This window comes from Rathayibacter iranicus NCPPB 2253 = VKM Ac-1602 (assembly GCF_003149025.1).
Lineage (GTDB): Bacteria > Actinomycetota > Actinomycetes > Actinomycetales > Microbacteriaceae > Rathayibacter > Rathayibacter iranicus.
On record NZ_QGDV01000010.1, the window covers coordinates 74,547 to 99,629 of the forward strand.

The window sequence follows — 25,083 nt, forward strand, 5'->3', positions numbered from 1 at the left end:
GTCAGGCGCATCCGTCCCGGTCACGCCCGCCACACGAGCGGATGAGACGAGCGAACGTCGAGCGCGTCCGGTCACTACACTCATTCTGGTCGCCGCTGAGGCGGACCCGCCGTCGCGTCCGTGCCGGTGGCATCGTGAAAGGCGGTTCGCGTGCACGCGATCGGGATCGACATCGGCGGCACGAAGATCGCCGGAGCCCTGGTCGATGAGTTCGGCGCCATCCTCCGCGAGGACCGTCGGCCCACTCCCGCGGGGCATCCCGAACTCATCGTCAACGTCGTGGTCGAGATGATCGAAGACTTGCGCGAGGGACTGTCCGCGCAGGACGTCGCCGCGGTCGGAGTCGCCGCCGCCGGTTTCATCGATGCGTCGCAGTCGATCGTCTATTACGCCCCCAACATCAATTGGCGCAACGAACCCTTCCGCGAGAAACTCTCGGCGCGAATCGACCTCCCGATCATTGTCGAGAACGATGCCAATGCTGCCGGATGGGCCGAGTTTCGTTATGGAGCCGGACGCCTCGTCAGCGACATGGTGATGCTGACCATCGGCACCGGAGTCGGCGGCGCGATCGTGATCAACGACCGACTCCTGCGCGGCGGCTTCGGCGCGGCCGCCGAGATCGGGCACATGCGCGTCGTCCCTGGCGGTCTGCCCTGCGGCTGCGGAGCCCGCGGCTGCATCGAGCAGTACGGCTCCGGTCGTGCCCTGCAGCGCTTCGCCGGAGAGCTCGCCGATGCGGGCGGGATCGGACAGGGCATCGCCGACGCCCGCGCGCACAATGGCGGCGAGCTGAACGGACAGCTGATCTCAAAGCTGATCACCGCCGGCGATCTCGGGGCGCTCGCGGCCCTTCGTCAGCTCGGCCACTGGCTGGGCGAGGCGGCTGCCAGCCTGAGCGCCGTGCTCGACCCGCAGATGTTCGTCATCGGCGGCGGAGTCGCGCAAGCGGGCGATCTCCTGCTCGACCCGATTCGCCAGGCCTACCTCGACAACCTTCCGGCCCGGGGCTATCACCCCGAGCCTGAGTTTCGCATTGCCGAACTCGTCAATGACGCTGGAGTGGTGGGGGCCGCCGACCTGGCGCGTCTGCACGCGAACTCCCTCTAGCCGGCACCCGCCGCGCCTGATTCACCGCACCGCCGAGGAGCCCGATGTTCTACTGGTTCATGAAGCACATCGTCGCGGGCCCGCTCCTGACGACGATCTTCCGTCCGTGGGTGGTCGGTGCCGAGCGTGTTCCGCAGAGCGGAGGCGTGATCCTCGCGAGCAACCATCTCTCGTTCATTGACTCCGTGATTCTTCCGCTCGTGATCGAGCGCAACATGGTGTTCCTCGCCAAAAGCGATTACTTCACCGGCAAGGGCCTCAAGGGCTGGGCGACGAAGATGTTCTTCACCGCGACGGGGATGTTGCCGATCGACCGCTCCGGGGGAAAAGCGTCGGAGGCCTCGCTGAACACGGGCCTGCGCGTACTGGCCGGCGGTCACGCGCTCGGCATCTACCCCGAGGGCACTCGCAGCCCCGACGGCCGGATGTACCGCGGGCGCACCGGTGTCGCCCGGATGGTGCTCGAGGCTGGCGTACCCGTCATCCCGGTGGCGATGATCGACACCGCGCGCATCATGCCGATCGGCAAGCGGATGCCCAAGCTCGGCCGGATCGGCATCGTTTTTGGCGAGCCGCTCGACTTCACCCGATTCGAGGGAATGGAGGGCGACCGCTTCATCCTCCGCTCGATTACCGACGAGATCATGTACGAGCTGCTCACTCTGAGCGGCCAGGAATATCTCGACGTGTATGCCACCTCGGTCAAGGAGAAGCGCGCCGCGCTCACCCGCTGAGCGCCCTCCCCGCAAGCGCTAAGCTCGTCAACCGCTGCCGTCCGTCCGGGCGGCGAACGTTCATGCGCCCCTGGCGCCCGTCAGAACCGGGAACATCCTCGTGGTCATCGATCCCAACGAACCGTCCGTCCTTGCCCCGCCTTCGGTGGTCGCTGGCCTGGACTCGTGGCGGGAACTCGAGATCAAGCAGCAGCCGCAGTGGCCCGACGCCGAGGCTGCGAAAGCCGCCTCCGCCGAGGTCGCGGCTCTGCCTCCGCTGGTGTTCGCTGGCGAGGTCGACCAGCTGCGCGAGCGTCTCGGAGCTGCGGCCCGTGGCGAGGCATTTCTTCTGCAGGGCGGCGACTGCGCCGAGACCTTCGCCGGAGCGACGGCCGACCAGATCCGCAACCGCGTCAAGACGGTGCTGCAGATGGCCGTCGTGCTGACCTACGGCGCGAGCATGCCTGTCATCAAGATGGGACGGATGGCCGGGCAGTTTGCGAAGCCCCGCTCCAGCGATCTCGAGACGCGTGGAGACGTGACGCTTCCCGCCTACCGCGGCGACATCGTGAACGGCTACGACTTCACTCCGGCGTCGCGTATCGCCGACCCGCGCCGAATCGTGCAGGGCTACCACACCGCCGCGTCCACGCTGAACCTCATCCGCGCCTTCACCCAGGGCGGTTTCGCCGATCTCCGGCTGGTGCACTACTGGAACAAGGGCTTCACCGAGAACCCGCAGAACCAGCGCTACGAGCAGCTGGCGCGCGAGATCGACCGCGCTGTCAAGTTCATGATCGCCTGCGGGGCTGACTTCGAGGGGATGAACCGGACGGAGTTCTACACGGGCCACGAGGGTTTGTTGATGGACTACGAGCGGCCGATGACGCGGATCGACTCACGTACCGGCACCCCCTACAACACCTCCAGCCACTTCATCTGGATCGGCGAGCGCACCCGTGACCTCGATGGTGCCCACGTCGACTTCCTGTCGCGCGTGCGCAACCCAATCGGCGTGAAGCTCGGCCCGACGACGACCCCCGAGACGATGCTGAGGCTGATCGACAAGCTTGATCCGGAGCGCGAGCCTGGGCGCCTCACCTTCATCACCCGGATGGGCGCGGGCAAGATCCGCGACGCCCTCCCGCCTTTGCTCGAGGCCGTCAGGCAGAGCGACGCGCTGCCGCTGTGGGTCACCGATCCCATGCACGGCAACGGGCTGACGACGCCCACCGGCTACAAGACCCGTCGGTTCGACGACGTGGTGGACGAGGTAAAGGGCTTCTTCGAAGCGCACCGCGCAGCGGGGACGCATCCGGGTGGCATTCACGTCGAACTCACGGGCGACGACGTCACCGAGTGCCTCGGGGGCTCGGAGCACATTGATGAGGCGACGTTGGCCACCCGCTACGAGTCGGTGTGCGACCCGCGCCTCAATCACATGCAGTCGCTAGAACTGGCCTTCCTCGTCGCGGAGGAGCTGCGCGGCAGCGCGCTCTGACTCCACCAGCGGGGTCCCGATGCGCCAGCGGCGTCCCGGGACCTTCGTCAGGTCGTGATCGTGACGGACAGCTGGACGGTGGTGCCGCGCTGCACGAGGTCGCCTGCCTTGTTCGACTGGTTGGTGACCTTCGTCAATTCGTTCGGCGCGGCGTCGATGAGCGGCCCGAGCGTCGTCAGCGAGTAGCTCCAGGAGAGGTTGGCGGCGTTGAGTGCCGCCTTCGCCTCGTCGCGGGTCAGGCCGACGACGTTCGGCACGGCCACGGGTTTCGGTCCCTTCGACACGACCACGGTGATGGAGTCGCCGGGGACAGCCGGTGATTCCGGATTCGCCTGCGTCAGCACGATGCCCGGAGCGACCGTATCGCTCCAGTCGTCGCCACTGCGATCGAGTGCGAGGCCCGCGGCCTGCGCCTTCTGAGTGGCGGCGTCGACCGAGAGCCCTACGACATTGGGGACCGGCCCGAGACTGACGACCATCGCGATGGTGGTGGCCTCGGACAGTATCTCGGGGAGGGCGGAGCCATCGGGCAGCGACGCGGAGATGACGACGCCCGCATCGACGTCAGCGTTGAAGACCTTCGAGACCTCTCCGACGGCAAAGCCTCCGCCGGTGACGGCAGCGGACGCATCCCCTTCTGAGCGCCCCGCGAGCGTCGGCACCGGTAGCTGACGCGGCCCGCTCGACACCGTCAGCGTGATGACGGTGCCCTTGTGCACGCCCTCGCCGCCCGGGGGATCCGAACTCATCACGGTGCCGACAGGCACGGTCAGATCGGGCGCCTGCTCGGGCTGGACCTCGAAGCCCTGCGCGCGCAGCTGGGCGGTGGCCTCCTCCTGAGATCGGCTGACCACGTCCGGGATTGACACGATTGCGCCCGGACCGTTGCCGAACCACCAGGCCGTTCCGCCTCCGAGCAGCGCGAGTAGCAGGATGACGACGGTCAGCAGGACGCCACGGCGCCGACGTGCGCGGCGCTTTGCGGCGAGGCGCGCGACGGTGTCGTCACTGTCATCGACCATGACCACGGCGCCCGGGGCGGGCGCGGCCTCGAACCCAGACGTCCGGTCGGATATCGCGGGGTCGAAGAGAGCGGTCATCGGCTCCGCATCGGGGACGGGCGCCGGAAGCGGAGTGACCGCCTGCGTGTCTCCGCGCCGGTCGCTCGGCGTGATGCCCATCAGCCGCTCGGCCTCAAGCAGCTGCGCAAGCATCACCCCCGCATCACGAGGACGCATGTCCGGGTCGCGCTCGGTCGCCCAGAGCACGAGTTCGTCCAGTGAAGAAGGCACCGAGGGCACGGTGGCGCTCGGGTAGGGCACGGAATCGTTCGCGTGCTGGTAGGCGATCTGCATCGGCTGTTCGCCGGTGAACGGTTGCTCACCTGTCAGCATCTCGTAGATCATGATGCCGATGGCGTAGATGTCGCTGCGGGTGTCGGCGGTGCCGCGAGTAACGAGCTCGGGGGAGAGGTAGGCGATGGTGCCCAGCAGCGCCTGCCCGGAGGCAGTGTTCGCGGTCGCCGCGCGCGCGAGGCCAAAGTCGCCGATCTTGATCCGGCCGTCGTCGGCCAGCAGTACGTTCTCGGGCTTGAGGTCGCGGTGCAGGATGCCCGCTCGGTGCGCCGCTGCGAGCCCGGAGAGGACCGAGTGCATGATGTCGACAACCTGCTGAGCTGTCAGACGCCCGCGGTCTTTAAGGAGGTCGCGGAGGGTGATCCCGGGCAGATATTCCATGACCAGGTAGGCCATATCCGAGTCCTGACCCTGGTCGAAGACACTGACCACGTTCGGGTGTGCGAGCCGGGCGGCGGAGCGAGCCTCCTGAACGAAGCGGTTCTTGAAGGTCGCGTCGTCCGACAGATGCCCATGCATCACCTTCATCGCGATGCGGCGCTCCAGGCGTTGGTCGTGGGCGAGGTAGACCGTGGCCATGCCGCCGCGCGCAATTCGCGAGCGGACCTCGTACCGGCCGTCGACGAGACGGCCGAGGAGAGGGTCGAGTTGGCTGGTGGTCACGCGATGAGTCTAGGCAAGAGGTTCCGGTGAACCGGTGAGCGACGCCCGGGCGGCGCGGCAGCCGGGCCGGGCCGCGCTTGGCCGCCCCGCGGCGCCGTGGCAGTCTTGGCGGGTGACCGACTCGTCCGCTTCCGCCCCCTCCGCCACCGACTCCGAGTTCGATTGGCTGACCATCCCCGACCTTGTCGAGCTGACCGGGCTCGGCGTCGGCCGTGTTCGCCGCCTCCTCGAGGAGCGTCACCTGCTCGGCACCCGCCGAAATGGCGTCGTCGTGGTGCCCTCCCTCTTTCTGCGTGACGGGGAGCCGATGAGCGAGATCCGTGGAACCGCGATCCTCCTCTCGGACTCGGGCTTCACCGACGAGGAGGCAGTCGATTGGCTGCTCAGTTCAGAGGACAACCTGGGGACGAGTCCAATCCTCGCCCTCCGCGCCGGTCGCAAGGCGGAGGTTCGCCGCGTGGCTCAAGCCCTGGCCTGACTTGCGACTCGCTGCGGCGTCCTAGGCGGTGCGGACCGTGACCTGCTCGGCCAGCTCGCGCAACTCTGCCGCTCCTTCCGGCCGCAGCGGCGCGTCCGGCAAGACCGCCATCGCCGCGTCGACCTCCCGCGAGATCCGCTGTTCGAGCCGCTCAAGGGCTCCACTTCTTTCGACGATCTCCTGGGCGCGGGAGATGTCTGCCGGGTCAGCGTCGCTCCGCCCGACGACCGCGTCGAGTTCGGCACGCTCACTCGGGGAGCAGGCGCCGCGCGCGAGTCCGAGCAGTACGGTCCGCTTGCCCTCGCGGAGATCGTCTCCCGACGGCTTGCCGGTGACGGCCGGATCGCCGAAGACACCGAGGACATCGTCGCGGAGCTGAAATGCGACGCCGATCGGGAGCCCGAAGCGCCGCAGTGCGTCGAGCTGCGCGTCGTCTCCGCCCGCGAGCGAACCACCGATCGCGAGTGGCGCCTCGATGCTGTACTTCGCGCTCTTGTAGACGACGACACGTTCTGCGCGCTCAAGGTGCTCGTGCTCAGGGTGCCGGACCCAGGCGCTCTCCTCCAGGATGTCGAGGTACTGCCCGAGCGTTACCTCGGTGCGCATGAGGTTGAACTCGGCGCGGGCGTGGGGTGCCGCGACTCTGTCCTCCAGCGACCACTCCGCGTCGGCGAAGATCTCGTCGGACCAGACTAGGAGGAGATCGCCGAGCAGGATCGCGGAGGAGCGGCCAAACTCATCCCGGTCGCCCGTCCAGCCGCCTTGCTCGTGGAGAGAGGAGAAGCGGCGGTGCGCGGCAGGGGCGCCCCGACGGGTGTCCGAGTTGTCGATCACGTCGTCGTGCACGAGTGCTGCCGCGTGGAAGAGTTCAAGGCTCGCTCCTACTCGCGCGATCGGGTCGGAGCCGCTTGGATGCGCGTCGCTCGGCACGCTCGAGACGGCGTTCCAGCCCGCCTCGCAAAAGCGCGCTCGGAACCGCTTGCCTCCGCTGAGAAAGTCCCGCGAAAGGTCGCCAAGGGCCCAGACGTCCTCGCCGATCGAGCGCAGAATTGGCATGCGTCCAGCGAGGAATTCATCGATTCGGAGTTGGACGCGATCGACCAGTCGAGAGCTGTGGTTCACCCGACCAGCCTATGCACCGGCGGCGCCTGGCGCCTGTGCCGGGCTCGGTCTACACTGAAGCGCCGCCGACCGGTCGTGCCCAGTGCCGCCAATTTCGACGTCGACCCCGCGGGGCCCGGCGTCACACCCTGAAGGGGTCAAGATGCCGCTTTCGGAACACGAGCAACGGCTCCTCGATGAGATGGAGCGCAACCTCTATCAGAACGATGCCGATTTCGTGGCAGCGGTGGGCAAAGGTCGCGGCGGCACCAACTATCGGGCTCTCGTTCTGGGCATCTTGCTCGGCATTCTCGGCCTCGCGGTTCTCGTCGCGGGCGTCGTCATCCGTCAGCCGCTCGTGGGCATCCTCGGCTTTGCCATCATGCTCGGCGGAGTGATCGTCTGCCTCCGTCCGGCTACCGGCGGCTCTGTGGAAACCGGACTCCCGGACGTCGGTCGGCCGTCGAAGCCCCGCTCCAGCAACCGACAGGGCTCCGGGTTCATGGACCGCCTCAACGACAGGTGGGACAACCGCGGAGACGGTCGCGGCTAGCCCGCTCCCCTCCGCTCCACCGCAGGGTCGATCCTCACGGATCGGCCCTTTTTTTGTGCCTGGACGCTCCCTTCTTCGACGTTGTCCCTCCACTTCGCCCCACCTCCGCCGATCCGCACAGGCTCACGGGTTTCCGGGGCTTCGGTAGCGCGCCGCCGAGCACGCCGGGGTTGTTAGTGGGGGAAAGTGGAGTACGGTGGAGGACACGCCATCCTTGGCCAGAAGAAGTGGGGGCAGTACGTGTTCCTCGGCACCCATTCCCCCAAGCTCGACGAGAAGGGCCGCGTCATCCTCCCCGCCAAGTTCCGCGACGAGCTCTCTTCCGGAGTCGTCGTGACGCGCGGCCAGGAGCGGTGCCTCTACGTGTTCAGCCAGGCCGAATTCGAGGTGATGCACGAGAAGATCCGGCAGGCCCCCGTCACGAGCAAGCAGGCGCGCGACTTTCTCCGGGTGTTCCTCTCGGGAGCGAGTTCAGAGACGCCGGATAAGCAGAACCGCATCACGTTGCCGGCGCCGCTGCGCTCCTACGCCGGTCTCGATCGCGATCTGACCGTGATCGGAGCGGGTAACCGCGCGGAGATCTGGGCCCAGGACGCGTGGGATAACTACCTGCAGGAGCAGGAATCTGTCTTCTCCGACACCCAGGAGGAGGTGATCCCCGGCCTGTTCTAGCTCCTGTCGCGCGACTCCCAGCCACTCGGCGCCCGGACGCACCTTCCCCGGTGTCCGGACGCGAGGTGGATGGGGATCGGACGACAGGAACGGGACGGCGGGACCGCCATGGCAGAGAACACTCCGAACGACCACGTGCGCCCACCGGAGCAGCGGCACCTCCCCGTGCTGCTCGAGCGCTGCGTCGAACTGCTCGCCCCGGCGCTCGAGCGCGAGGGTGCCGTCGTCGTCGATGCGACGCTCGGCCTGGGCGGTCACTCGGTCGCGCTGCTCGAGCGCTTTCCCGGCCTGCACCTCGTGGGGCTTGACCGCGACCCCGAGGCATTGCAGCTGGCGGGAGAGCGGCTGGCGGGCCACTCGTCTCGGATCGACCTCGTGCATGCGGTGTATGACGAGCTGCCCGATGTGCTGGACGACCTGGGTATTGACACGATCGACGGCGCGCTCTTCGACCTCGGCGTTTCTTCGCTCCAGCTCGATGAGACGGAGCGCGGCTTCTCGTACTCAAGGGACGCGCCGCTCGACATGCGGATGGACTCGACCGCCCCGCTGACCGCGGCGAGCATCCTCGCCGACTATGCCGAGGGCGACCTGCGCCGGATTTTCCATGAGTACGGCGAGGAGCGGCTCGCCGCGCGGTACGCCAAGAAGATCGTCGAGGCCCGCCGCGAGGCACCGCTGGAGCGCTCCGGTCGGTTGGTCGAGATCATCCAGGCCGCGACACCGGTGGCGATCCAGCGCAATGGCCACCCTGCCAAGCGGGTGTTTCAAGCGCTGCGGATCGAGGTCAACCAGGAGTTGTCGGTGCTCCAGCGCGCCATCCCCGCCGCTCTGGGCCGGATCAACGAGGGCGGACGCATCGTGGTCGAGGCGTACCAGTCCCTGGAGGACCGCATCGTCAAGCGCGCGCTCCACGCCGCGTCGTCCTCGACCGCTCCGGCCGGACTCCCGATGGAGCTGCCCGAGCACCGCCCCGAGTTCCGACTCGTCATCCGCGGCGCCGAACTCGCCTCTGATGACGAGAAGTCCCGCAACCCCCGAGCAACACCCGTGCGATTGCGCGCGGCCGAGAGGATCAGGAGCATCGCGTGAGCGCCACTGCCGTCATCGACCCCGCCGTCATCGACACCGCCCGCCGGACACGGCCCGAGGAAGCGACCCCTCGCCCCCGGATCGAGGCCGTCCCCGCGGGCAACGCTCGCGCGCGTCCCACGCTCGTTCACGGGATCGTCGCTGTCGCCGGCCTCTTCGCGATCATCGTGGTGCAGCTGCTCGTCAGCGTCGGCCTCTCGCAGGGGGCATACCAGATCTCGGCGCTGCAGACCGAGCAGCGCACGCTCAGCCGCAGCAACGCCGAGAAGCAAGACACGGTCGACACGCTGAGTTCGCCACAGAACCTCGCGGCCGCCGCGCGAGGACTCGGGATGGTGGCGAACACGGCACCCGTCTACCTTCGCCTGTCCGATGGAGCGGTGCTGGGGGACCCGGCCTCGGCCGCTGCGAGCGAGGTGGGCGGTTCGGTCGCCGCGCCCCTGGTGCCGAACGCCCTGGTGCCCGCTCTTCAGCCGGGAGCGGCCGTCGCGAGCGCGTCCTCCCCGGCTGCGGACGGAGCGGCCCTACCGTTGCAGGGCGTCCTCCCGGCGCCGATCACCCACTGACGCACGGAGCCTCGGTCAGCCTCCGGATGGCCGCTGACGCCAAACGGAGTGCACGACGATCATCCGGATACGACGAACGGCGGCCTGACCGCCCGGAGCAAGAAGGAGACTGCCGCAGTGAGACACCACCGCTCGAGTAGACGCCGCACGGCGGTCACGTTCGTCATCATCGTCGCCGTCGTCGGCCTCTTCATCGGCAAGCTCGTCGACATTCAGATCGTCCGAGCGAGCGAATTGACCGAGGCGGCAGCGCACAACCAATCGAACAGCGTCGTCACCTACGGCACCCGCGGACCGATCGTCGACCGAGCAGGCACGGTGCTGGCGGACACAACCACTCGCTACCGGTTGACCACGTCGCCCAAGAACGTGGCGGAGTTTCCTCGGGTGCTCGGCGACGGGCAGAAGGTGATCGTCAGCGTTCAGCAGGCCGCCGCCGAGATCGGTGCGATCACCGGCCAGTCGGTCGAACAGATCACGGGCGCAGTCGGCGCGGCGTTGGCGAAGGACGGCAAGGCCAATTACCTGGTGCTCGCCGAGGGCCTGGACCTCGACGCTTATCAGAAGCTCGTTGCGCTCGACATCCCGTGGACCTACTTCGAGACGCAGCAGGGACGCAGCTACCCCAACGGCGCGGTCGCCGGCAATATCGTCGGCTACGTCGGAGGCGACGGAGCAGCCCAGGAGGGGATGGAGTACGCCGAGAACACGTGTCTCGCCGGGCAGAACGGCTCCGAAAGCTACGAGCGCAGCGCCGACTATGTACGGATTCCCGGCAGCACCGTCTCGGAAGCCCCGGCAGTCGACGGCGGCACGCTGAAGCTGACCCTCGACTCCGATCTGCAGTACTACTCGCAGCAGGTCCTCTCGCAGCGCGTCGCCGAGGTGGGAGGCAGCTACGGCATCGTCGTCGTTCAGGAGGTGAAGACCGGCAAGCTGCTTGCCGTCGCCGAGACCCCCACCGTCGATCCGAACAACGTCGAGGCCAGCGCCGCCGCAAATCGCAGCTCGCGCGCCTTCCGTGCACCGTTCGAGCCGGGCTCCACCTTCAAGCCGATGACCGCGGCGATGCTGATCGACCAGGGTCAGGCGGACCCGACGACCCAGGTCGTCGTGCCGGACAGCTTCGAGAAGAACGGCGCGTCGTTCAGCGACGATTGGTCTCACTCGCCGACGAACTACACGCTGACGGGCATTCTCCGGGACTCCTCGAACGTCGGCATCACGATGCTCGGCTCGCGCCTGTCGGCCCAGACGCGCCACGACTACCTGCAGAAGTTCGGTCTCGGCACGCCGACCGCCAGCGGCTTCCCCGGGGAGGAGGGTGGCCTGCTCTCGGAGTACCAGGATTGGGACAACCAGACGAACTACACCACCATGTTCGGCCAGGGTGTCTCTGCCACCGCCGTGCAGGTCGCCGGCATCTACCAGACCCTCGGTAACGGCGGCGTGCGGATCCCGGCGCAGCTGATCGACGGCTGCACCACGGCCGACGGCTCGGTCGTCGACGTACCGGACGCGACCGGCACACAGGTCGTCTCGAACTCGGCCGCGAAGCAGGTCGTCGACATGCTGCAGACCCACTACGCCGAGGGCTGGCTCGCGAAGGACGTCCACGTCGATGGCTACAACATCGCCACGAAGACGGGTACCGCGCAGCAGCCGGACGGCAAGGGCGGCTACTCCAAGAGCTATACGGTCTCGCTCGCCGGGCTCGCTCCCGCAGAGGACCCGAAGTACGTCGTGACCGTCACCATCGCGGATGCGGTTAAGATGAATACGTCCCAGGCCACGGCCCCGGTTTTCCAGCAGGTCATGACCCAGGTGCTCAAGAGCAACCGGGTAGAGCCCTCCACGGTGCCGCCGGTGAACTACCCCAGCACGTGGTGACAGCGGCCAGGACCGACCCCCGGTACGCATCAGCACGAGAGAAAGAGCGGGCATTGCACGACCCTCGCCCGCACTCCTCCCTCCGTCCCGAGCATCCGGTGCCGCGGAGTCTCTCCCAGCTCGTCGCCGAGTTCTCCCTCGGTCCGGTTCGCGGCGTCGAGGGGGTCGAGGTCAGTGGGATCACGCTCGATTCAAAGCAGGTCGAGGCCGGTGACCTCTACGTCGGAGTCGCAGGACGACACGCACATGGCGCGGCCTTCGCCTCGATGGCCGCCGCGTCGGGAGCGGTCGCCGTGCTGACCGATCCCGAGGGAGCGGAACTCGCCGCGTCGAGCGGACTTCCCGTCCTGATCACCCCCGACCCGCGTGCCGCCCTCGGCGATGTCGCGGCATGGATCCATCGCACCCATGAAGATGTGCCGGCCCTCTTCGGCGTCACCGGCACCAACGGGAAGACCAGCGTCGTCTACCTCCTCGATGCTCTGCTGCGTCGCCTCGGAGTCGTCTCGGGCTTGAGTTCGACGGCCGAGCGCCGTATCGGCGATATCGCCGTCGTCAGTTCGCTTACCACTCCCGAGGCGACCGAGTTGCACGCACTCCTCGCCCGGATGCGCGAGTCGGCGGTCCGAGCCGTGTCGATCGAGGTCTCGGCCCAGGCGATGAGCCGACACCGGGTCGATGGCCTCGTCTTCGACGTCGTCGGGTTTACGAACCTCAGCCACGACCACCTCGACGACTATGCCGATCTTCGGGAGTACTTCGAGGCGAAGGCCGACCTTTTCGACCCGGAGCGCGCCCGCCGCGGCGTCGTCACGGTCGACAGTGCGTGGGGTCGGGAGCTCGCCGAGCGAAGCCGGATTCCCGTCGCGACCCTGGCCAGTTCCTCCGTCGTCGGGGTCGCCCCCGCCACGCCGGCCGACTGGGCGATGACGGTCGTCGATGCCGCCGCGGAGAGCACAACCTTTCGCCTCGACGGGCCCGAGAACCGCTCGGTCGTCATCACCGTGTCGCTCATCGGTTGGTACATGGCGGCCAACGCCGCACTCGCGATCGTGATGCTGGTCGAGTCCGGCTTCGACCTCGACGCGATCACTCACGCGCTCGAGGAGAGCCGCCTCGACGTCTACATCCCCGGGCGAGCGGAGCTGGTGTCGGAGGCGCGCGGCCCTCGCGTGTACGTGGACTACGGCCACACTCCGGATGCCTTCCAGAACGCCCTCGAGGCGCTGCGGGCGCTGACCCCCGGGCGCCTCGTCATGGTCTTCGGCGCGGACGGCAACCGCGACACCACCAAGCGGCGCGACATGGGCGCCATCGCCGCACGCCTCGCAGATGTCGTGATCGTCACCGACTTCCATCCGCGCTGGGAGGACCCCGCGGCGATCCGCGCCGTCCTACTCGAGGGAGCGCGCACCGCCGCACCCGACCGGGAGATCCACGAGATCGCCGACCCACGCGCCGCCGTGCGGGCCGCCATCGCGCTCGCGCGCGAGGGGGATTCGATCCTTTACGCCGGCCCCGGCCACGAGGACTATCAGGAGATCGCAGGAGTGCACATGCCGTATTCGGCCAGAGACGATGTTCGGCAGGCCCTGCGCGAGGCGGGCTGGTAGATGATCGCCCTCACCCTCACCGAGATCGCCGAGGCTGTCTCGGGCCGCCTGCACCTGGCTGGCTCCTCGGCGACCGCCGCGACCGTCGTCAACGGGGTCACTGAGACCGACTCTCGTGAGATCGCTCCCGGCGGCATCTTTGTCGCTAAGCGCGGCGAGCACACCGATGGCCACCTCTTCGCCCCGGTCGCCCTCGAGCGCGGAGCAGCCCTGCTGATCGTCGAGCGCCCGCTTGACCTCGATGTGCCCCAGGTGCTCGTGGACGACTCCGTCGAGGCGCTGGGCGCCCTGGCGACGGAGGTCGTCCGCCGCGTTCGCGAGAGGGGCGGGCTGACGGTTATCGGCGTGACGGGCTCGAACGGTAAGACGACCACGAAGAACCTCCTTCGCACCATTCTGGAACGCGCCGGCGAGACCGTCGCCCCGCGCGGCTCGTTCAACAACGAGGTCGGCGCTCCGATCACGATGCTCAAGGTCTCGGAGTCGACCCGTTTCCTCATCGCCGAGATGGGTGCGAGCGCTCTCGGCGAGATCCGCCGTCTCGTGCGGATGGCAAAGCCGGACGTCGGCGTGGTCCTCGCCGTGGGCCTCGCCCATGCGGGCGGCTTCGGTGGGATCGAGCGCACACTCGAGGCCAAGACCGAGATGGTCGCCGACCTCACGGTCGATGACGTCGCCGTGCTCAACGCCGACGACGGGCGGGTTGCCTCGATGGCCGGCCACACCGCGGCACGCGTGCTCTGGTTCGGACGCGGTGAGAGCGCCGACGTGCGCGCCGTCGACATCGAACCGACCGCGGACGGCACGCGCTTCACCATCGAGGTCCGGGCGGGGGAGGATCGCGAGCCAGCCCGCGCCGACCTGCACCTGCGCGTCCTCGGCGAGCATCACGTGATGAACGCACTCGCGGCCACCGCGGCCGCGCTCTCGGTTAACGTGGCGCTCCCCGCGATCGTCGAGGCACTCGCGACCGTCACGCTCGCGGAGCGCGGCCGGATGGAGGTCCTCGGCGGCGAGGACGTTCGCGTCATTAACGACGCCTACAACGCCAGCCCTGATTCGACGGCTGCCGCGCTGCGCACCCTGGCACAGATCGCGACGCCCGAGGGGCGCACCGTCGCCGTCCTTGGCGAGATGAGCGAGCTGGGCGAGTGGGCGGATGAGGAGCACGACCGGGTGGGCCTGCTGGCCGTCCGCCTCAATATCGCCCAGATCGTGGTGGTGGGCCGCGGTGCCCGGCGGATTCACGTGGCCGCCGAGCGCGAAGGGTCGTGGAGCGGGGAGTCCGTCTTCGCCGAGACCTCCGACGAAGCGTTCGACTTTCTCGAGGGGTACCTGCGCCCCGGCGACACGGTGCTGGTGAAGTCGTCGAACTCCGCAGGTCTCCGCTTCCTGGCCGAGCGTCTCGGGGAGCGCCACCGATGAGGGCCCTGCTGCTGTCCGGCGCGTTCTCGGGGGCCTTCACGCTCCTGATGACGCCCCTGTTCATCCGCCTCTTCCACCGCCTCCAGTGGGGGCAGTTCATCCGCGAGGACGGACCGAAGTCGCACCACGTGAAGCACGGCACGGCGACGATGGGCGGCATCGTCATCATCTTCGGCACGGTCGTCGGCTACTTCCTCGGGATGCTCTTCGGTAACCGCGCGCTCGCCCCCTCTGCTCTGCTCGTGCTGTTCATGATGGTCGGGCTGGGGCTCGTCGGATTCATCGACGACTTCCTCAAGACTCGCAATCAGCGCAGCCTTGGCCTAGGTGGGTGGGCCAAGGTCGCCGGCCAGGTGATCGTTGCGGCCGCCTTCGCCGTCATCGCGATCATGGTGCGAGACTCCAACGGACTCGCGCCGGCCTCGACCTCGATCTCGTTCATCCGCGACCTGCCGTTCGACTTCGCCGCGCTCGGCTGGATCGGCATCGGCCTGTTCGTGCTCTGGATCTGCATCATCGTCACGAGCACGTCGAACGGCGTCAACGTGGCGGATGGCCTTGATGGCCTCGCAACGGGCGCGTCGATCCTGGCGATCGGGTCCTACGTGATCATTGGGTTCTGGCAGTCAAACCAGTGGTGCTTCGACGAGCACCTCAGTCCCGAGGTGCTCGACAAGTGCTATCAGGTGAGCGATCCGTTCGACCTGGCGATCATCGCCGCCGCAGTCTCGGGCGCGCTCGTGGGCTTTCTCTGGTGGAACACGTCGCCCGCACAGATCTTCATGGGCGACACGGGCTCGTTGAGCCTCGGCGGCGCGCTCGCCGCTCTCGCGATCCTCACCCGCACCGAGCTGCTTGTCATCCTGATCGGCGGCCTGTTCGTGATCGTGACGGGCTCGGTCATTCTGCAGCGGATCTACTTCAAGCTGACCCGGGGCAAGCGCATCTTCTTGATGAGCCCGCTCCACCACCACTTCGAGCTCAAGGGCTGGGCTGAGATCACCGTCGTGGTCCGCTTCTGGATCATCGCGGGAATCCTGGTCGCGGCTGGCGTCGGACTCTTCTACCTGGAATGGCTCTCGCTGGAATGACCGATTCCACCCGATCCGAGTCGGCCCGTCCCGACTCCCTCCGCAGCTGGCACGACGACTGGCGGGGCCTGCGCGTGGCTGTGCTGGGCCTCGGAGTGACCGGTTTCTCCGTCGCCGACACGCTGACCGAGCTCGGTTCCGACGTGCTAGTGCTCGCCGACCGTGCCGACGAGGAACGCGAGCGCCTACTCGAGGTCATCGGCGCACGCCTGCACCGGGCTGAGCGCCTCGACTCCGTCCCGAACGAGTTGAGCAACTTTTCGCCGGAGCTCGTCATCGTCTCGCCCGGGTTCCGACCCTCGCATCCGATCCTGCGGTGGGCGGCGGAGGCGGGCATCGTCGTGTGGGGCGATGTCGAACTCGCCTGGCGCGTGCGCGACAAGGTCGTCCGCGCCGATGGCACGCCCGCCGACTGGGTTGTCGTGACCGGCACGAACGGCAAGACCACGACGGTGCAGCTCACCGCGACGATGCTCGTCGCCGGCGGCGTCCGCGCCGCGCCGTGCGGCAACATTGGCATCCCCGTGCTCGATGCCGTCCGAGATCCCCAGGGGTTCGACATCCTGGTCGTCGAACTCTCGAGCTTCCAGCTGCACTACCTCGGCGCGATCGAGCCGATCGCGAGCACCTGTCTCAACATCGCCGACGACCACCTTGATTGGCACGGCTCCGTCGAGGCCTACCGCGCCGCCAAGGGCAAGGTCTATGCCGGCACCCGCGTCGCTTGCGTCTACAACCGTGCCGACGCGGCTACCGAGCAGATGGTGCTCGACGCGGAGGTGGTCGAGGGGGCTCGCGCGATCGGCTTCGGCCTGGGCGTGCCCGGCCCCAGCGACTTCGGGATCGTCGACGGCATCCTCTGCGACCGCGCTTTCCTGGAGGACCGCCGCACGAGCGCGCTCGAGATCGCCACTATCGACGAGCTGGCCGAGCGGCACCTCGCGGCGCCGCACATCGTGCAGAACGTGCTGGCTGCCGCCGCCCTCTCCCGGGCCTGCGGGATCGAGGTGGGGGCGATCCGCCGAGCGCTGGCTTCTTTCGAGCTGGACGCGCACCGCATCCAGGTGGTGGCAATGCACTCCGGAGTGACCTGGGTCGACGACTCCAAGGCGACCAACACCCATGCGGCCGACGCCTCACTGCGGGCATACCCGTCGGTGGTCTGGGTCGTCGGTGGTCTGCTGAAGGGCGTCGACGTCGACTCCCTCGTGGCCGCCCACGTCGACCGTCTGCGCGGTGCCGTGGTGATCGGAAAAGATCGCTCGGCACTGCTCGGAGCATTCCGACGACACGCGCCCGCCCTCCCGGTGCGCGAGGTGGTCCCGGATGACACTGGTGCGGTGATGCAGGCGGCCGTCGAGGCCGCCGCGGCGCTCGCCCAGTCGGGCGATGTCGTCTTGCTCGCACCCGCCGCAGCGTCGATGGACCAGTTCCGCGACTACGCGGCTCGGGGTCGCTCCTTCGCGGCCGCCGTGGCGACACACCTGGGAGGGGGAGCCGATGACCGCTCCAACGGCGAGCCGCCCCGCGGGCCGCTCGCGCACTGAGTCGCGCGAGAAGGACCGCAGCGGAGCCCGCACTGCGCGGATCGTCCTCTCGAAGGTCTTCGGGTCCCAGTCGCCGAACTTCTACCTGCTCTTCGGCACCACGCTGTTCCTCGTCCTGTTCGGGCTGACGATGGTGCTTTCCTCCTCCTCGGTGACGTCCTTCGTCGCAAGCGACGACTCCTTCGGTGGATTCCTCCGCCAGGGCGGGTTCGCGCTACTGGGCATTCCGACGATGCTCGTCGTCTCGCGCCTGCCGATCTCGGTGTGGAAGCGGGCGACTCCGGTCCTGCTCGTCGCCGGGTGCATCCTGCAGGGGCTCGTCCTCTTCACTCCGCTGGGTGAATCCGTCGGCGGCAACCGCAACTGGATCCGTTTGGGCGCGTTCAGCATGCAGCCCTCCGAGATCATCAAGCTGGCTCTCGCGCTCTGGCTGGGGCTCCTGCTCGCCCGCCGCTACCGCTCGCCAAAGGACTGGAAGGACGCCCTCGTCCCCGTCCTCATTGTCGGCGGGGCCTCGATCGGACTGGTTCTGATCGGCGGTGACCTCGGCACCGTCGTGATCATGGCGGGGATCGTGCTGGCTGCCCTCTTTTACGCGAATGTCCGGATGAGGATCCTGGTCCCGATCGTCGTGGTCGGCACGATCGGAGCCGTGTTGTTCGCCGTGTCGAGCGAGAACCGCCTCACGCGCATCATGTCCTTTCTTGGCGACTGCTCGAACGTCGACGAGTACCAGAACTCCTGCTGGCAGCCCGTGCACGGCACATGGGCGATGGCCTCAGGCGGCGTCTTTGGAGTCGGGTTGGGCAATTCCAAGGCCAAATGGTCATGGCTCCCCGCGGCCGACAACGACTACATCTTCGCGATCATCGGCGAGGAACTCGGGTTGATCGGGGCGATCGTGGTGCTCGCGCTGTTCGTCGTGCTCGCAGTCGCTTTCTTCCGGGTCATTCACGCGTCGACCGATCCGTTCGTGCGCATCAGCACCGGCGCGATCATGGTGTGGCTGATCGGCCAGGCCTTCGTCAACATCGGAGTCGTGCTCGGGGTTCTCCCGGTGCTTGGCGTCCCTCTGCCGCTCATCTCCTCCGGAGGAACCGCCCTGCTCAGCTCGCTCCTCGCCATCGGAGTGGTCCTCTCCTTCGCCCGCACCCAGACGGCTCCGCTGCCGGGAGCGCCTGCGCGGCGCCGCACCAGGAAGGCGGCGGAGTGACACGCCACCTGCTGGCCGGAGGCGGAACCGCCGGCCACGTCAATCCGCTGCTCGCGACCGCCGACGAGATCCGCGCGCGCGACGCTGACACCGAGATTCTGGTGCTCGGGACGGCCGAGGGGCTGGAAGCGCGGCTCGTGCCGCTGCGCGGCTACGAACTTTCGGTGATCCCGCGACTGCCCTTTCCTCGCCGCCCGAACACCGCCGCCATGCGCTTCCCGGGCGCCTTCCGCGCCACGGTCGACGGCATCGTGCGGACGATCCACGAGCGGAGGATCGACGTGGTCGTCGGCTTTGGCGGGTACGCGGCGGCTCCGGCCTATCTCGCGGCGCGGCGGGCGCTCATCCCCTTCGTCGTGCACGAGGCGAACGCGCGCCCCGGCCTCGCAAACCGGCTCGGTGCGCGCTTCACCCCGTTCGTCGGTGTCGCCTTCGAGGGGACGCCCCTCCCGCACGCCACGGTGGTCGGCATGCCCCTGCGCCGAGAGATCGCGCAGCTCGATCGTGCCGCCGGGCGCAGAGAAGCGCGGATCGCTCTCGGGCTCGACCCGGACCGTCCCACGCTGCTCGTCACGGGAGGATCGCTCGGCGCGCGCCGGATCAACGCAACCATCCACGCCGCCGCGCCCGCTCTCCTCGCCACCGGCTTCCAGATCCTGCATATCACCGGGAACCGAGCCGAAATCACCGACCCCGGCATCCCCGGCTACCATTTGCTCGCCTACTGCGACCGGATGGATCTCGCCCTCGCGGCGGCTGATCTCGCGGTCTCGCGCGCGGGAGCGGCGACGGTCAGCGAACTCAGTGCCCTCGGCCTGCCCGCGGTGTACATCCCGTATCCGGTCGGTAATGGCGAGCAGCGATTCAACGCACGAGGCGTCGTCGGCGCCCGGGGAGCGGTCCTCGTCGAGGACGCGGCTTTCGTGCCCGGCTGGGTCGAGTGCGAACTCGTGCCACTGCTGGCCGATCCTGCTCGCCGCGCGGAGATGGCTCGCCGCGCTGCGCTCGTCGGTGTCCGCGACGGCTCAGGGAGGCTGGTCGACCTCATCGAGTCGAGTCTCGCCGCGCCGCGGTGAGCACACTCCGCGCGGCTCCGAAGTGCGCTCCCGCCCACCGTCTACACTGATCCGGCGCGCGGCGCGCGGCCCCTCCCGCGTCGAGCCGACCATCCGAAAGCGAGACTCCCGTGATCAAGCCCGACCTTGGCATCACCGTCCCCGACGAACTCGGATCGGTGCACTTCATCGGCATCGGCGGTTCCGGGATGAGCGGGATCGCGCGCCTCTTCCACCACGCCGGCCACCGCGTGACGGGCTCGGACGTGCGCGAGTCGCATCCAATCGAGCAGCTGCGCGAGCTGGGCATCCCCGTCGCGATCGGTCATGACGCGGCGAACCTGGGCGACGCAGAGGCCGTCGTCGTCACCTCCGCGCTCTGGCCAGATAACCCCGAGTACTTGCTCGCGAAGAAGCGTGGCCTCCCCGTGCTGCACCGCTCGCAGGCACTCGCTTGGCTGGTGCGCGGCAAGCGCCTCGTCGCGGTGGCCGGTGCCCACGGCAAGACCACCTCCACCGGGATGATCGTTACCGGTCTGCTCGGTATCGATGCCGACCCGAGCTTCGTCAACGGCGGCATTATTGAAAGCCTTGGCACATCGTCCGCGGCTGGCTCTGGCGAGACCTTCGTCGTTGAGGCCGACGAATCCGACGGCAGCTTCCTGCTCTACGATGCCGCGGTCGCCCTGATCACCAATGTCGATCCCGACCACCTCGACCACTACGGCTCGCTCGAGGCGTTCGAGGAGGCGTTCGTGACCTTCGCGTCGTCCGCGCGCGAACTCGTCGTTATCTCCTCCGACGATCCAGGTGCGGTCCGCGTCACCGAGCGGCTCGTTGATCATCGGGTGCTGACCTTCGGTGAGGCCGCGGGTGCGGATGTCCGTGTCGTCGACCTCGAGCTGGTCGGCCCGGTCGGCTTCTCCATCGAGTACGAGGGCCGGCGTTACTCCGCCCGACTGCGCATCCCCGGCCGGCACAACGCGGTCAACGCGGCGGGTGCCTTCGCGGTGCTGGTGGGCTTGGGCTTCGATCCGGCGGCGTCCCTCGAGGCCGTGTCGGCCTTCGGAGGCACGGAGCGCCGCTTCGAGCTGCACGGCTCGGTTCGCGGCGTCAGCGTCTACGACGACTACGCGCACCATCCCACCGAGGTCGCCGCCGCGCTTTCGGCAGCGCGCACCGTCGTCGGCTCGGGACGCATCATCGCGCTGCATCAGCCCCACCTCTACAGCCGCACTCGCCTGTTCGCGCAGGAGTTCGCCGAGACGCTCGAACGCTACGCCGATGAGACGGTCGTCCTTGATGTCTATGGTGCCCGTGAGGACCCGGAGCCGGGCGTCACCGGCGCTCTCGTCAGTGGAAAATTCGCCGATCCGTCGCGGGTCTCCTTCGTCCCCGATTGGGCGGAAGCGGCGCGTCGCGTCGCCGAGATTGCGCGCGAGGGCGATTTCGTCGTCACCCTCGGCTGCGGCGACGTGTATCGGATCATCCCGCAGGTGCTCGAATCGCTCGGCGCGAGCGAGGACGCTCCGGTCGCTCGATGACCACGGCCAGCAGGCGGTCGGCGCGCGGAGGGCGTTCATGAAGCGGCCCGACGGAACGCGGCCCGCCGCCGCCTCGCGCATGCCGACCTCCCCTGTCGGTGGCGACGGGGAGCAGACGCGGGAGTACCTCACCGAGCCGATCCGCGTATCGTCGCGCCCCGCGCGTTCCGAGGGTGTGGGGGCTCTGATCTCCGCTGTGGCCGCCGTCCGCCTGCCCGGCGCCGAGAACCGCGTGCTCAGGCGCGCCGCACGCGAGCGCAGGCGCTTTGAGCGCGGTGAGGTGCGCCGCTTCACGAAGCGAGCCCGTCGCCGCCGCCTCATCGCTCTCGTCGTCGCCGGCTCGCTGGTCGCACTGGCCGCTGTGGTCGGGATCGCCGCCTATTCGCCGCTGATGGCGGTGAGGAGCATCGAGATCTCGGGCACCCAGCGCGTTGACGCCGCCGCCCTCCAGAGCGCGCTCAGCGACCAGCTCGGCGTGCCGCTCACGCTCGTCGACCGGGGTGACGTCGGCCGAGTGCTCGGAGCGTCCTCGCTCATCCAGAGCTATTCGGTGCAGACGAGACCGCCCGGCACGCTCGTGATCGCCGTCGTGGAGCGGACGCCGATCGGAGTGCTCGCAAAGGACGGGCGGTTCGATCTGGTCGATGCCGCAGGGGTGGTCATCGAGTCGGCGGATGCTGCCCAGGCCGGCTACCCGGTGCTCTCGACTCCCTCGGGTGACGCCTCCGGAGTCGGTTTTCGGGCCACGGCTCGGGTTCTCCGGACACTGCCCGTGTCACTGGCGGGTCAGGTCACCGAGGCGACGGCGACGACGGGCGATGATGTCTCGCTGACGCTCGCGAACGGAGCGAGGATCGTCTGGGGCGGCTCGAACGAGTCCGCCCTCAAGGCTGTCGTGCTCGAGAAGCTCATGGCCACGACTGATCCCGCCACGATCGCCTCGTATGACGTGTCCTCTCCTGAGGCCGCTGTGGTCGCCCCTCGGCCGTAACCGCCCACGGATCCGCTCGGCTCTTTGGCGATTGCGGGCGTGTCTGCTGGGAGCGCGCCCCGTCTCCGCCTACCGTCGGAGCCGAAACCCAAATGCATACTTAGCATAACTTTAAGCCTCAACTACAGGTTTAAGGTTCAGCCCGGAGGCCGGAGACGTGACTTCAAACCAGAACTACCTCGCCGTGATTAAGGTCGTCGGCATCGGCGGTGGCGGTGTCAACGCCGTCAACCGCATGATCGAACTCGGCCTGCGCGGTGTCGAATTCATCGCGATCAACACGGACGCCCAGGCGCTCCTGCTGAGCGACGCCGACGTCAAGCTCGACGTCGGACGCGAGCTGACCCGCGGACTCGGCGCCGGCGCCGATCCGGAGGTCGGCCGCCGCGCCGCCGAGGACCACGCCGAAGAGATCGAGGAAGTCCTCGCAGGGGCCGACATGGTCTTCGTCACCGCGGGCGAGGGTGGCGGCACTGGCACCGGAGGCGCGCCCGTCGTCGCTCGCATTGCCAAGTCGATTGGCGCGCTCACCATTGGCGTGGTGACCAAGCCCTTCGGGTTCGAGGGTCGCCGTCGTCAGACGCAGGCCGAGGCGGGCGTCGCGACGCTGAAGAACGAGGTCGACACCCTCATCGTCGTGCCGAATGACCGCCTGCTCGAAATCAGCGACCGCGGCATCTCGATGCTCGAGGCCTTCGCAACTGCCGACCAGGTGCTCCTTGCTGGTGTCCAGGGCATCACCGACCTCATCACGACCCCGGGCCTGATCAACCTCGACTTCGCCGACGTGAAGTCGGTCATGCAGGGCGCCGGCTCCGCGCTGATGGGCATCGGCTCTTCCCGAGGCGCCGACCGAGCGATCAAAGCGGCCGAACTCGCCGTCGCCTCCCCGCTCCTCGAGGCGAGCATCGACGGCGCGCACGGAGTGCTCCTCTCGATCCAAGGCGGGTCAAACCTCGGCATCTTCGAGATCAACGACGCCGCGCGCCTGGTGCAGGAGGCGGTGCACGCCGAGGCGAACATCATTTTCGGCGCCGTCATCGACGACACCCTCGGCGATGAGGTGCGCGTCACCGTTATCGCCGCAGGCTTCGACGGTGGAGAGCCGGGTGGTACTGCTCCGGCTGCCATCGCCCAGCCCCGGCAGCAGAGCGCGGCGACGGAGTCGGTGGCCGAGCCCGCTCCGACCCCGGTCGCCGCGCCCGCTGCCGGGTCGATCTGGTCGAGCACTCCCGCCGCGGCGCCGGCCCCCGTGGCCGACCCGTCGTTCGACGATGACGAGAGTGACCTGGACATCCCCGACTTCCTCAAGTAGCCGTGTCCGATCCGGAACTCGCCGCGCGCTGGGCCGACGTCTCCGAGCGGGTCGTCGAGGCGACCCGCTCGGCTGACCGAGATCCAGGCTCGGTCACGACAATCGTGGTGACGAAGTTCCATCCGGTGTCACTGATCCGCGACCTCCTCGACCTGGGCGTCGCAGACTTCGGCGAAAATCGACACCAGGAGGCGCAGGAGAAGTCGACCGAACTCGCAGGCACCCTGGCGCGCTGGCATTTCATCGGCCAGTTACAGAGCAAGAAGGCGCGGCACGTGCGTCGCTACGCCCGAGCCGTACACTCCGTCGACCGCCTCGCTCTGGTGCCGCTGCTCGATGCCGGAGAGGGCACACTCGACGTGTTCCTCCAGGTCAACCTCACCGAGGACGTCGAGCGCGGCGGGGCCGCCCCCGTCGACGTCGAGCCACTCGCTGAGGCCCTCGCGCAGGCGCCCGGTCTGACTCTCCGCGGCGTGATGGCGGTCGCTCCGCTGGGGCAGGAGCCGCGCCCGGCCTTCGCCCGCCTGCGCGGCATCTCAGAGCGGATCCGTGCGATCGATCCCGCCGCGACAGCGATCTCGGCGGGCATGTCGCACGACTTCGCCGAGGCAATCGCCGAGGGCGCGACACACCTACGAATCGGGTCGGCAATCACCGGAGAACGCCCCGCCCGCACCTAACCTCATGGTGACCCACCTGTGGGCGCAGACACGACACGGAGGACACCCATGGCCAACCCGCTGAAGAAGACGATGGTCTACCTCGGACTCGCCGATGAAGAGGTCGAGTACGAGCGCGCTGAACCCGTCGAGGCGGCTCCCGCGACGACGCACCGCTCTCCGCTTTCGCCGGTGCACCCCGTCCCGCCTGTCGAACCGGCGCCGCAGCCCCGCGCGACGGTCACCCCGCTCCGCAAGCCCACCCCCCAGACCCCGAAGGCGACGGCACACGCCGAGATGAACGAGATCCTCACCGTCCACCCGAAGCAGTACCGCGACGCGCAAATCATCGCCGAGAACTTCCGGGACGGCATCCCTGTGATCATCAACCTCTCGCAGATGAGCGACGCGGATGCTCGCCGTCTCATCGACTTCGCGAGCGGTCTTTCGCAGGGTCTGTTCGGCCGGATCGAGCGCGTGACGAGCAAGGTGTTCCTGCTCTCGCCCTCGCACATCACGGTCGCCGGCGACTCCGCCTCCACCGAGAGCGACGCCGACGCGTCGTTCTTCGCGAAGTCCTGATCCTGCGGAGCCCTGGCTCTCGGTGACCTCTCTCGTCTCGCTCCTCGGGAGCGTCCTGTACTTCCTGTTGCTCCTCTACTTTCTCGCGATGTGGGCGCGCTTCGTGCTCGATCTTGTCCGAGTCATCCGGCGCGACTGGCGTCCCCGGGGCGTCGGCCTCGTGGCGGCCGAGGGCGTCTACACCGTGACGGATCCGCCCATCGGCTTTTTCAGACGGCTCGTCAAGCCGGTCTCCGTCGGGCCGATCGCCCTCGATTTCGGCTGGAGTCTGACGATGCTCTGCGTCATTGTGGGCATGTACGTCGCCACGTGGCTCCAGCGCGTGTGAGGGTCCCTGTATCGTTGGGGACGACC

At 68.3% G+C, this 25,083-nt stretch carries 23 protein-coding genes; 21 read left to right on the plus strand and 2 right to left on the minus strand.

Annotated features, from left to right (window positions below; genetic code table 11):
* Nucleotides 1-150: 150 nt before the first annotated feature.
* The 3 genes from B0H03_RS11230 (at nt 151) to B0H03_RS11240 (ending at nt 3,324) form a co-directional block, all read left to right on the plus strand.
* Nucleotides 151-1,110, plus strand: a complete 960-nt coding sequence (locus tag B0H03_RS11230) for an ROK family glucokinase (protein WP_104264081.1) — start codon at nt 151-153, stop codon at nt 1,108-1,110.
* A 44-nt stretch (nt 1,111-1,154) separates the two neighbouring features.
* Nucleotides 1,155-1,844: a lysophospholipid acyltransferase family protein gene (locus B0H03_RS11235; protein WP_104264082.1), complete on the plus strand. Its 690-nt coding sequence runs from the start codon at nt 1,155-1,157 to the stop codon at nt 1,842-1,844.
* A gap of 100 nt (nt 1,845-1,944) precedes the next feature.
* Nucleotides 1,945-3,324, plus strand: a complete 1,380-nt coding sequence (locus tag B0H03_RS11240; RefSeq protein ID WP_419956906.1) for a class II 3-deoxy-7-phosphoheptulonate synthase — start codon at nt 1,945-1,947, stop codon at nt 3,322-3,324.
* A gap of 47 nt (nt 3,325-3,371) precedes the next feature.
* Here the strand turns inward: B0H03_RS11240 and pknB are convergent, their stop codons facing one another.
* The gene (gene pknB / locus B0H03_RS11245; protein ID WP_104264083.1) at nt 3,372-5,342 is read right to left on the minus strand and encodes a Stk1 family PASTA domain-containing Ser/Thr kinase; all 1,971 of its coding nucleotides are present in this window, start codon (nt 5,340-5,342) and stop codon (nt 3,372-3,374) included.
* Between the two features lie 112 nt (nt 5,343-5,454).
* On the opposite strand from pknB, the gene B0H03_RS11250 reads away from it, so the two are divergent.
* Nucleotides 5,455-5,820, plus strand: coding sequence for an Rv2175c family DNA-binding protein (locus B0H03_RS11250; protein WP_104264103.1), 366 nt, complete (start codon nt 5,455-5,457; stop codon nt 5,818-5,820).
* A gap of 21 nt (nt 5,821-5,841) precedes the next feature.
* On the opposite strand, the gene B0H03_RS11255 is transcribed toward B0H03_RS11250, so the two are convergent.
* Entirely contained in the window at nt 5,842-6,876 is a 1,035-nt protein-coding gene (locus tag B0H03_RS11255) for a polyprenyl synthetase family protein (RefSeq protein ID WP_202130070.1), read from the minus strand.
* 208 nt (nt 6,877-7,084) lie between these two features.
* On the opposite strand from B0H03_RS11255, the gene B0H03_RS11260 reads away from it, so the two are divergent.
* From B0H03_RS11260 to B0H03_RS11340, 17 genes are all read left to right on the plus strand, one after another.
* Entirely contained in the window at nt 7,085-7,474 is a 390-nt protein-coding gene (locus B0H03_RS11260; RefSeq protein ID WP_104264085.1) for a DUF3040 domain-containing protein, read from the plus strand.
* A 240-nt stretch (nt 7,475-7,714) separates the two neighbouring features.
* Nucleotides 7,715-8,146 carry a division/cell wall cluster transcriptional repressor MraZ gene (mraZ, locus tag B0H03_RS11265; RefSeq protein ID WP_104264104.1) on the plus strand — a complete coding sequence of 144 codons (432 nt, stop codon included), beginning with the start codon at nt 7,715-7,717 and terminating at the stop codon, nt 8,144-8,146.
* Between the two features lie 108 nt (nt 8,147-8,254).
* Nucleotides 8,255-9,238 (plus strand): 16S rRNA (cytosine(1402)-N(4))-methyltransferase RsmH, encoded by a 984-nt coding sequence (rsmH, locus tag B0H03_RS11270; protein ID WP_202130058.1) that lies wholly within the window; start codon nt 8,255-8,257, stop codon nt 9,236-9,238.
* A complete protein-coding gene (gene ftsL, locus B0H03_RS11275; protein WP_104264087.1) occupies nt 9,235-9,804 on the plus strand; it encodes a cell division protein FtsL in 570 nt (189 codons plus the stop codon). The genes rsmH and ftsL overlap by 4 nt, the downstream gene beginning before the upstream one ends.
* 117 nt (nt 9,805-9,921) lie before the next feature.
* Complete coding sequence (locus B0H03_RS11280) at nt 9,922-11,694, plus strand: peptidoglycan D,D-transpeptidase FtsI family protein (RefSeq protein WP_241560377.1); 1,773 nt, start codon at nt 9,922-9,924, stop codon at nt 11,692-11,694.
* A gap of 53 nt (nt 11,695-11,747) precedes the next feature.
* Complete coding sequence (locus B0H03_RS11285) at nt 11,748-13,307, plus strand: Mur ligase family protein (RefSeq protein ID WP_104264088.1); 1,560 nt, start codon at nt 11,748-11,750, stop codon at nt 13,305-13,307.
* Nucleotides 13,308-14,732, plus strand: a complete 1,425-nt coding sequence (locus tag B0H03_RS11290; RefSeq protein WP_104264089.1) for a UDP-N-acetylmuramoyl-tripeptide--D-alanyl-D-alanine ligase — start codon at nt 13,308-13,310, stop codon at nt 14,730-14,732. It abuts the gene before it with no gap.
* Nucleotides 14,729-15,823, plus strand: coding sequence for a phospho-N-acetylmuramoyl-pentapeptide-transferase (gene mraY, locus B0H03_RS11295; protein ID WP_104264090.1), 1,095 nt, complete (start codon nt 14,729-14,731; stop codon nt 15,821-15,823). Before B0H03_RS11290 ends, mraY begins: the two co-directional genes overlap by 4 nt.
* A complete protein-coding gene (gene murD, locus B0H03_RS11300) occupies nt 15,820-17,370 on the plus strand; it encodes a UDP-N-acetylmuramoyl-L-alanine--D-glutamate ligase (RefSeq protein ID WP_104264091.1) in 1,551 nt (516 codons plus the stop codon). Before mraY ends, murD begins: the two co-directional genes overlap by 4 nt.
* Entirely contained in the window at nt 17,324-18,583 is a 1,260-nt protein-coding gene (gene ftsW, locus B0H03_RS11305) for a putative lipid II flippase FtsW (RefSeq protein WP_104264092.1), read from the plus strand. The genes murD and ftsW overlap by 47 nt, the downstream gene beginning before the upstream one ends.
* The gene (locus tag B0H03_RS11310; protein WP_104264093.1) at nt 18,580-19,659 is read left to right on the plus strand and encodes a UDP-N-acetylglucosamine--N-acetylmuramyl-(pentapeptide) pyrophosphoryl-undecaprenol N-acetylglucosamine transferase; all 1,080 of its coding nucleotides are present in this window, start codon (nt 18,580-18,582) and stop codon (nt 19,657-19,659) included. The genes ftsW and B0H03_RS11310 overlap by 4 nt, the downstream gene beginning before the upstream one ends.
* A gap of 110 nt (nt 19,660-19,769) precedes the next feature.
* Nucleotides 19,770-21,182 (plus strand): UDP-N-acetylmuramate--L-alanine ligase, encoded by a 1,413-nt coding sequence (gene murC / locus B0H03_RS11315; protein WP_104264094.1) that lies wholly within the window; start codon nt 19,770-19,772, stop codon nt 21,180-21,182.
* A gap of 37 nt (nt 21,183-21,219) precedes the next feature.
* Nucleotides 21,220-22,173 carry a cell division protein FtsQ/DivIB gene (locus B0H03_RS11320; RefSeq protein ID WP_104264095.1) on the plus strand — a complete coding sequence of 318 codons (954 nt, stop codon included), beginning with the start codon at nt 21,220-21,222 and terminating at the stop codon, nt 22,171-22,173.
* A 157-nt stretch (nt 22,174-22,330) separates the two neighbouring features.
* Nucleotides 22,331-23,488: a cell division protein FtsZ gene (ftsZ, locus tag B0H03_RS11325; RefSeq protein WP_104264096.1), complete on the plus strand. Its 1,158-nt coding sequence runs from the start codon at nt 22,331-22,333 to the stop codon at nt 23,486-23,488.
* A gap of 2 nt (nt 23,489-23,490) precedes the next feature.
* Nucleotides 23,491-24,168, plus strand: a complete 678-nt coding sequence (locus B0H03_RS11330; RefSeq protein ID WP_104264097.1) for a YggS family pyridoxal phosphate-dependent enzyme — start codon at nt 23,491-23,493, stop codon at nt 24,166-24,168.
* 48 nt (nt 24,169-24,216) lie between these two features.
* Nucleotides 24,217-24,729 carry a cell division protein SepF gene (locus B0H03_RS11335; RefSeq protein WP_104264098.1) on the plus strand — a complete coding sequence of 171 codons (513 nt, stop codon included), beginning with the start codon at nt 24,217-24,219 and terminating at the stop codon, nt 24,727-24,729.
* 22 nt (nt 24,730-24,751) lie between these two features.
* Complete coding sequence (locus B0H03_RS11340) at nt 24,752-25,057, plus strand: YggT family protein (protein ID WP_258061894.1); 306 nt, start codon at nt 24,752-24,754, stop codon at nt 25,055-25,057.
* Nucleotides 25,058-25,083: the final 26 nt, after the last annotated feature.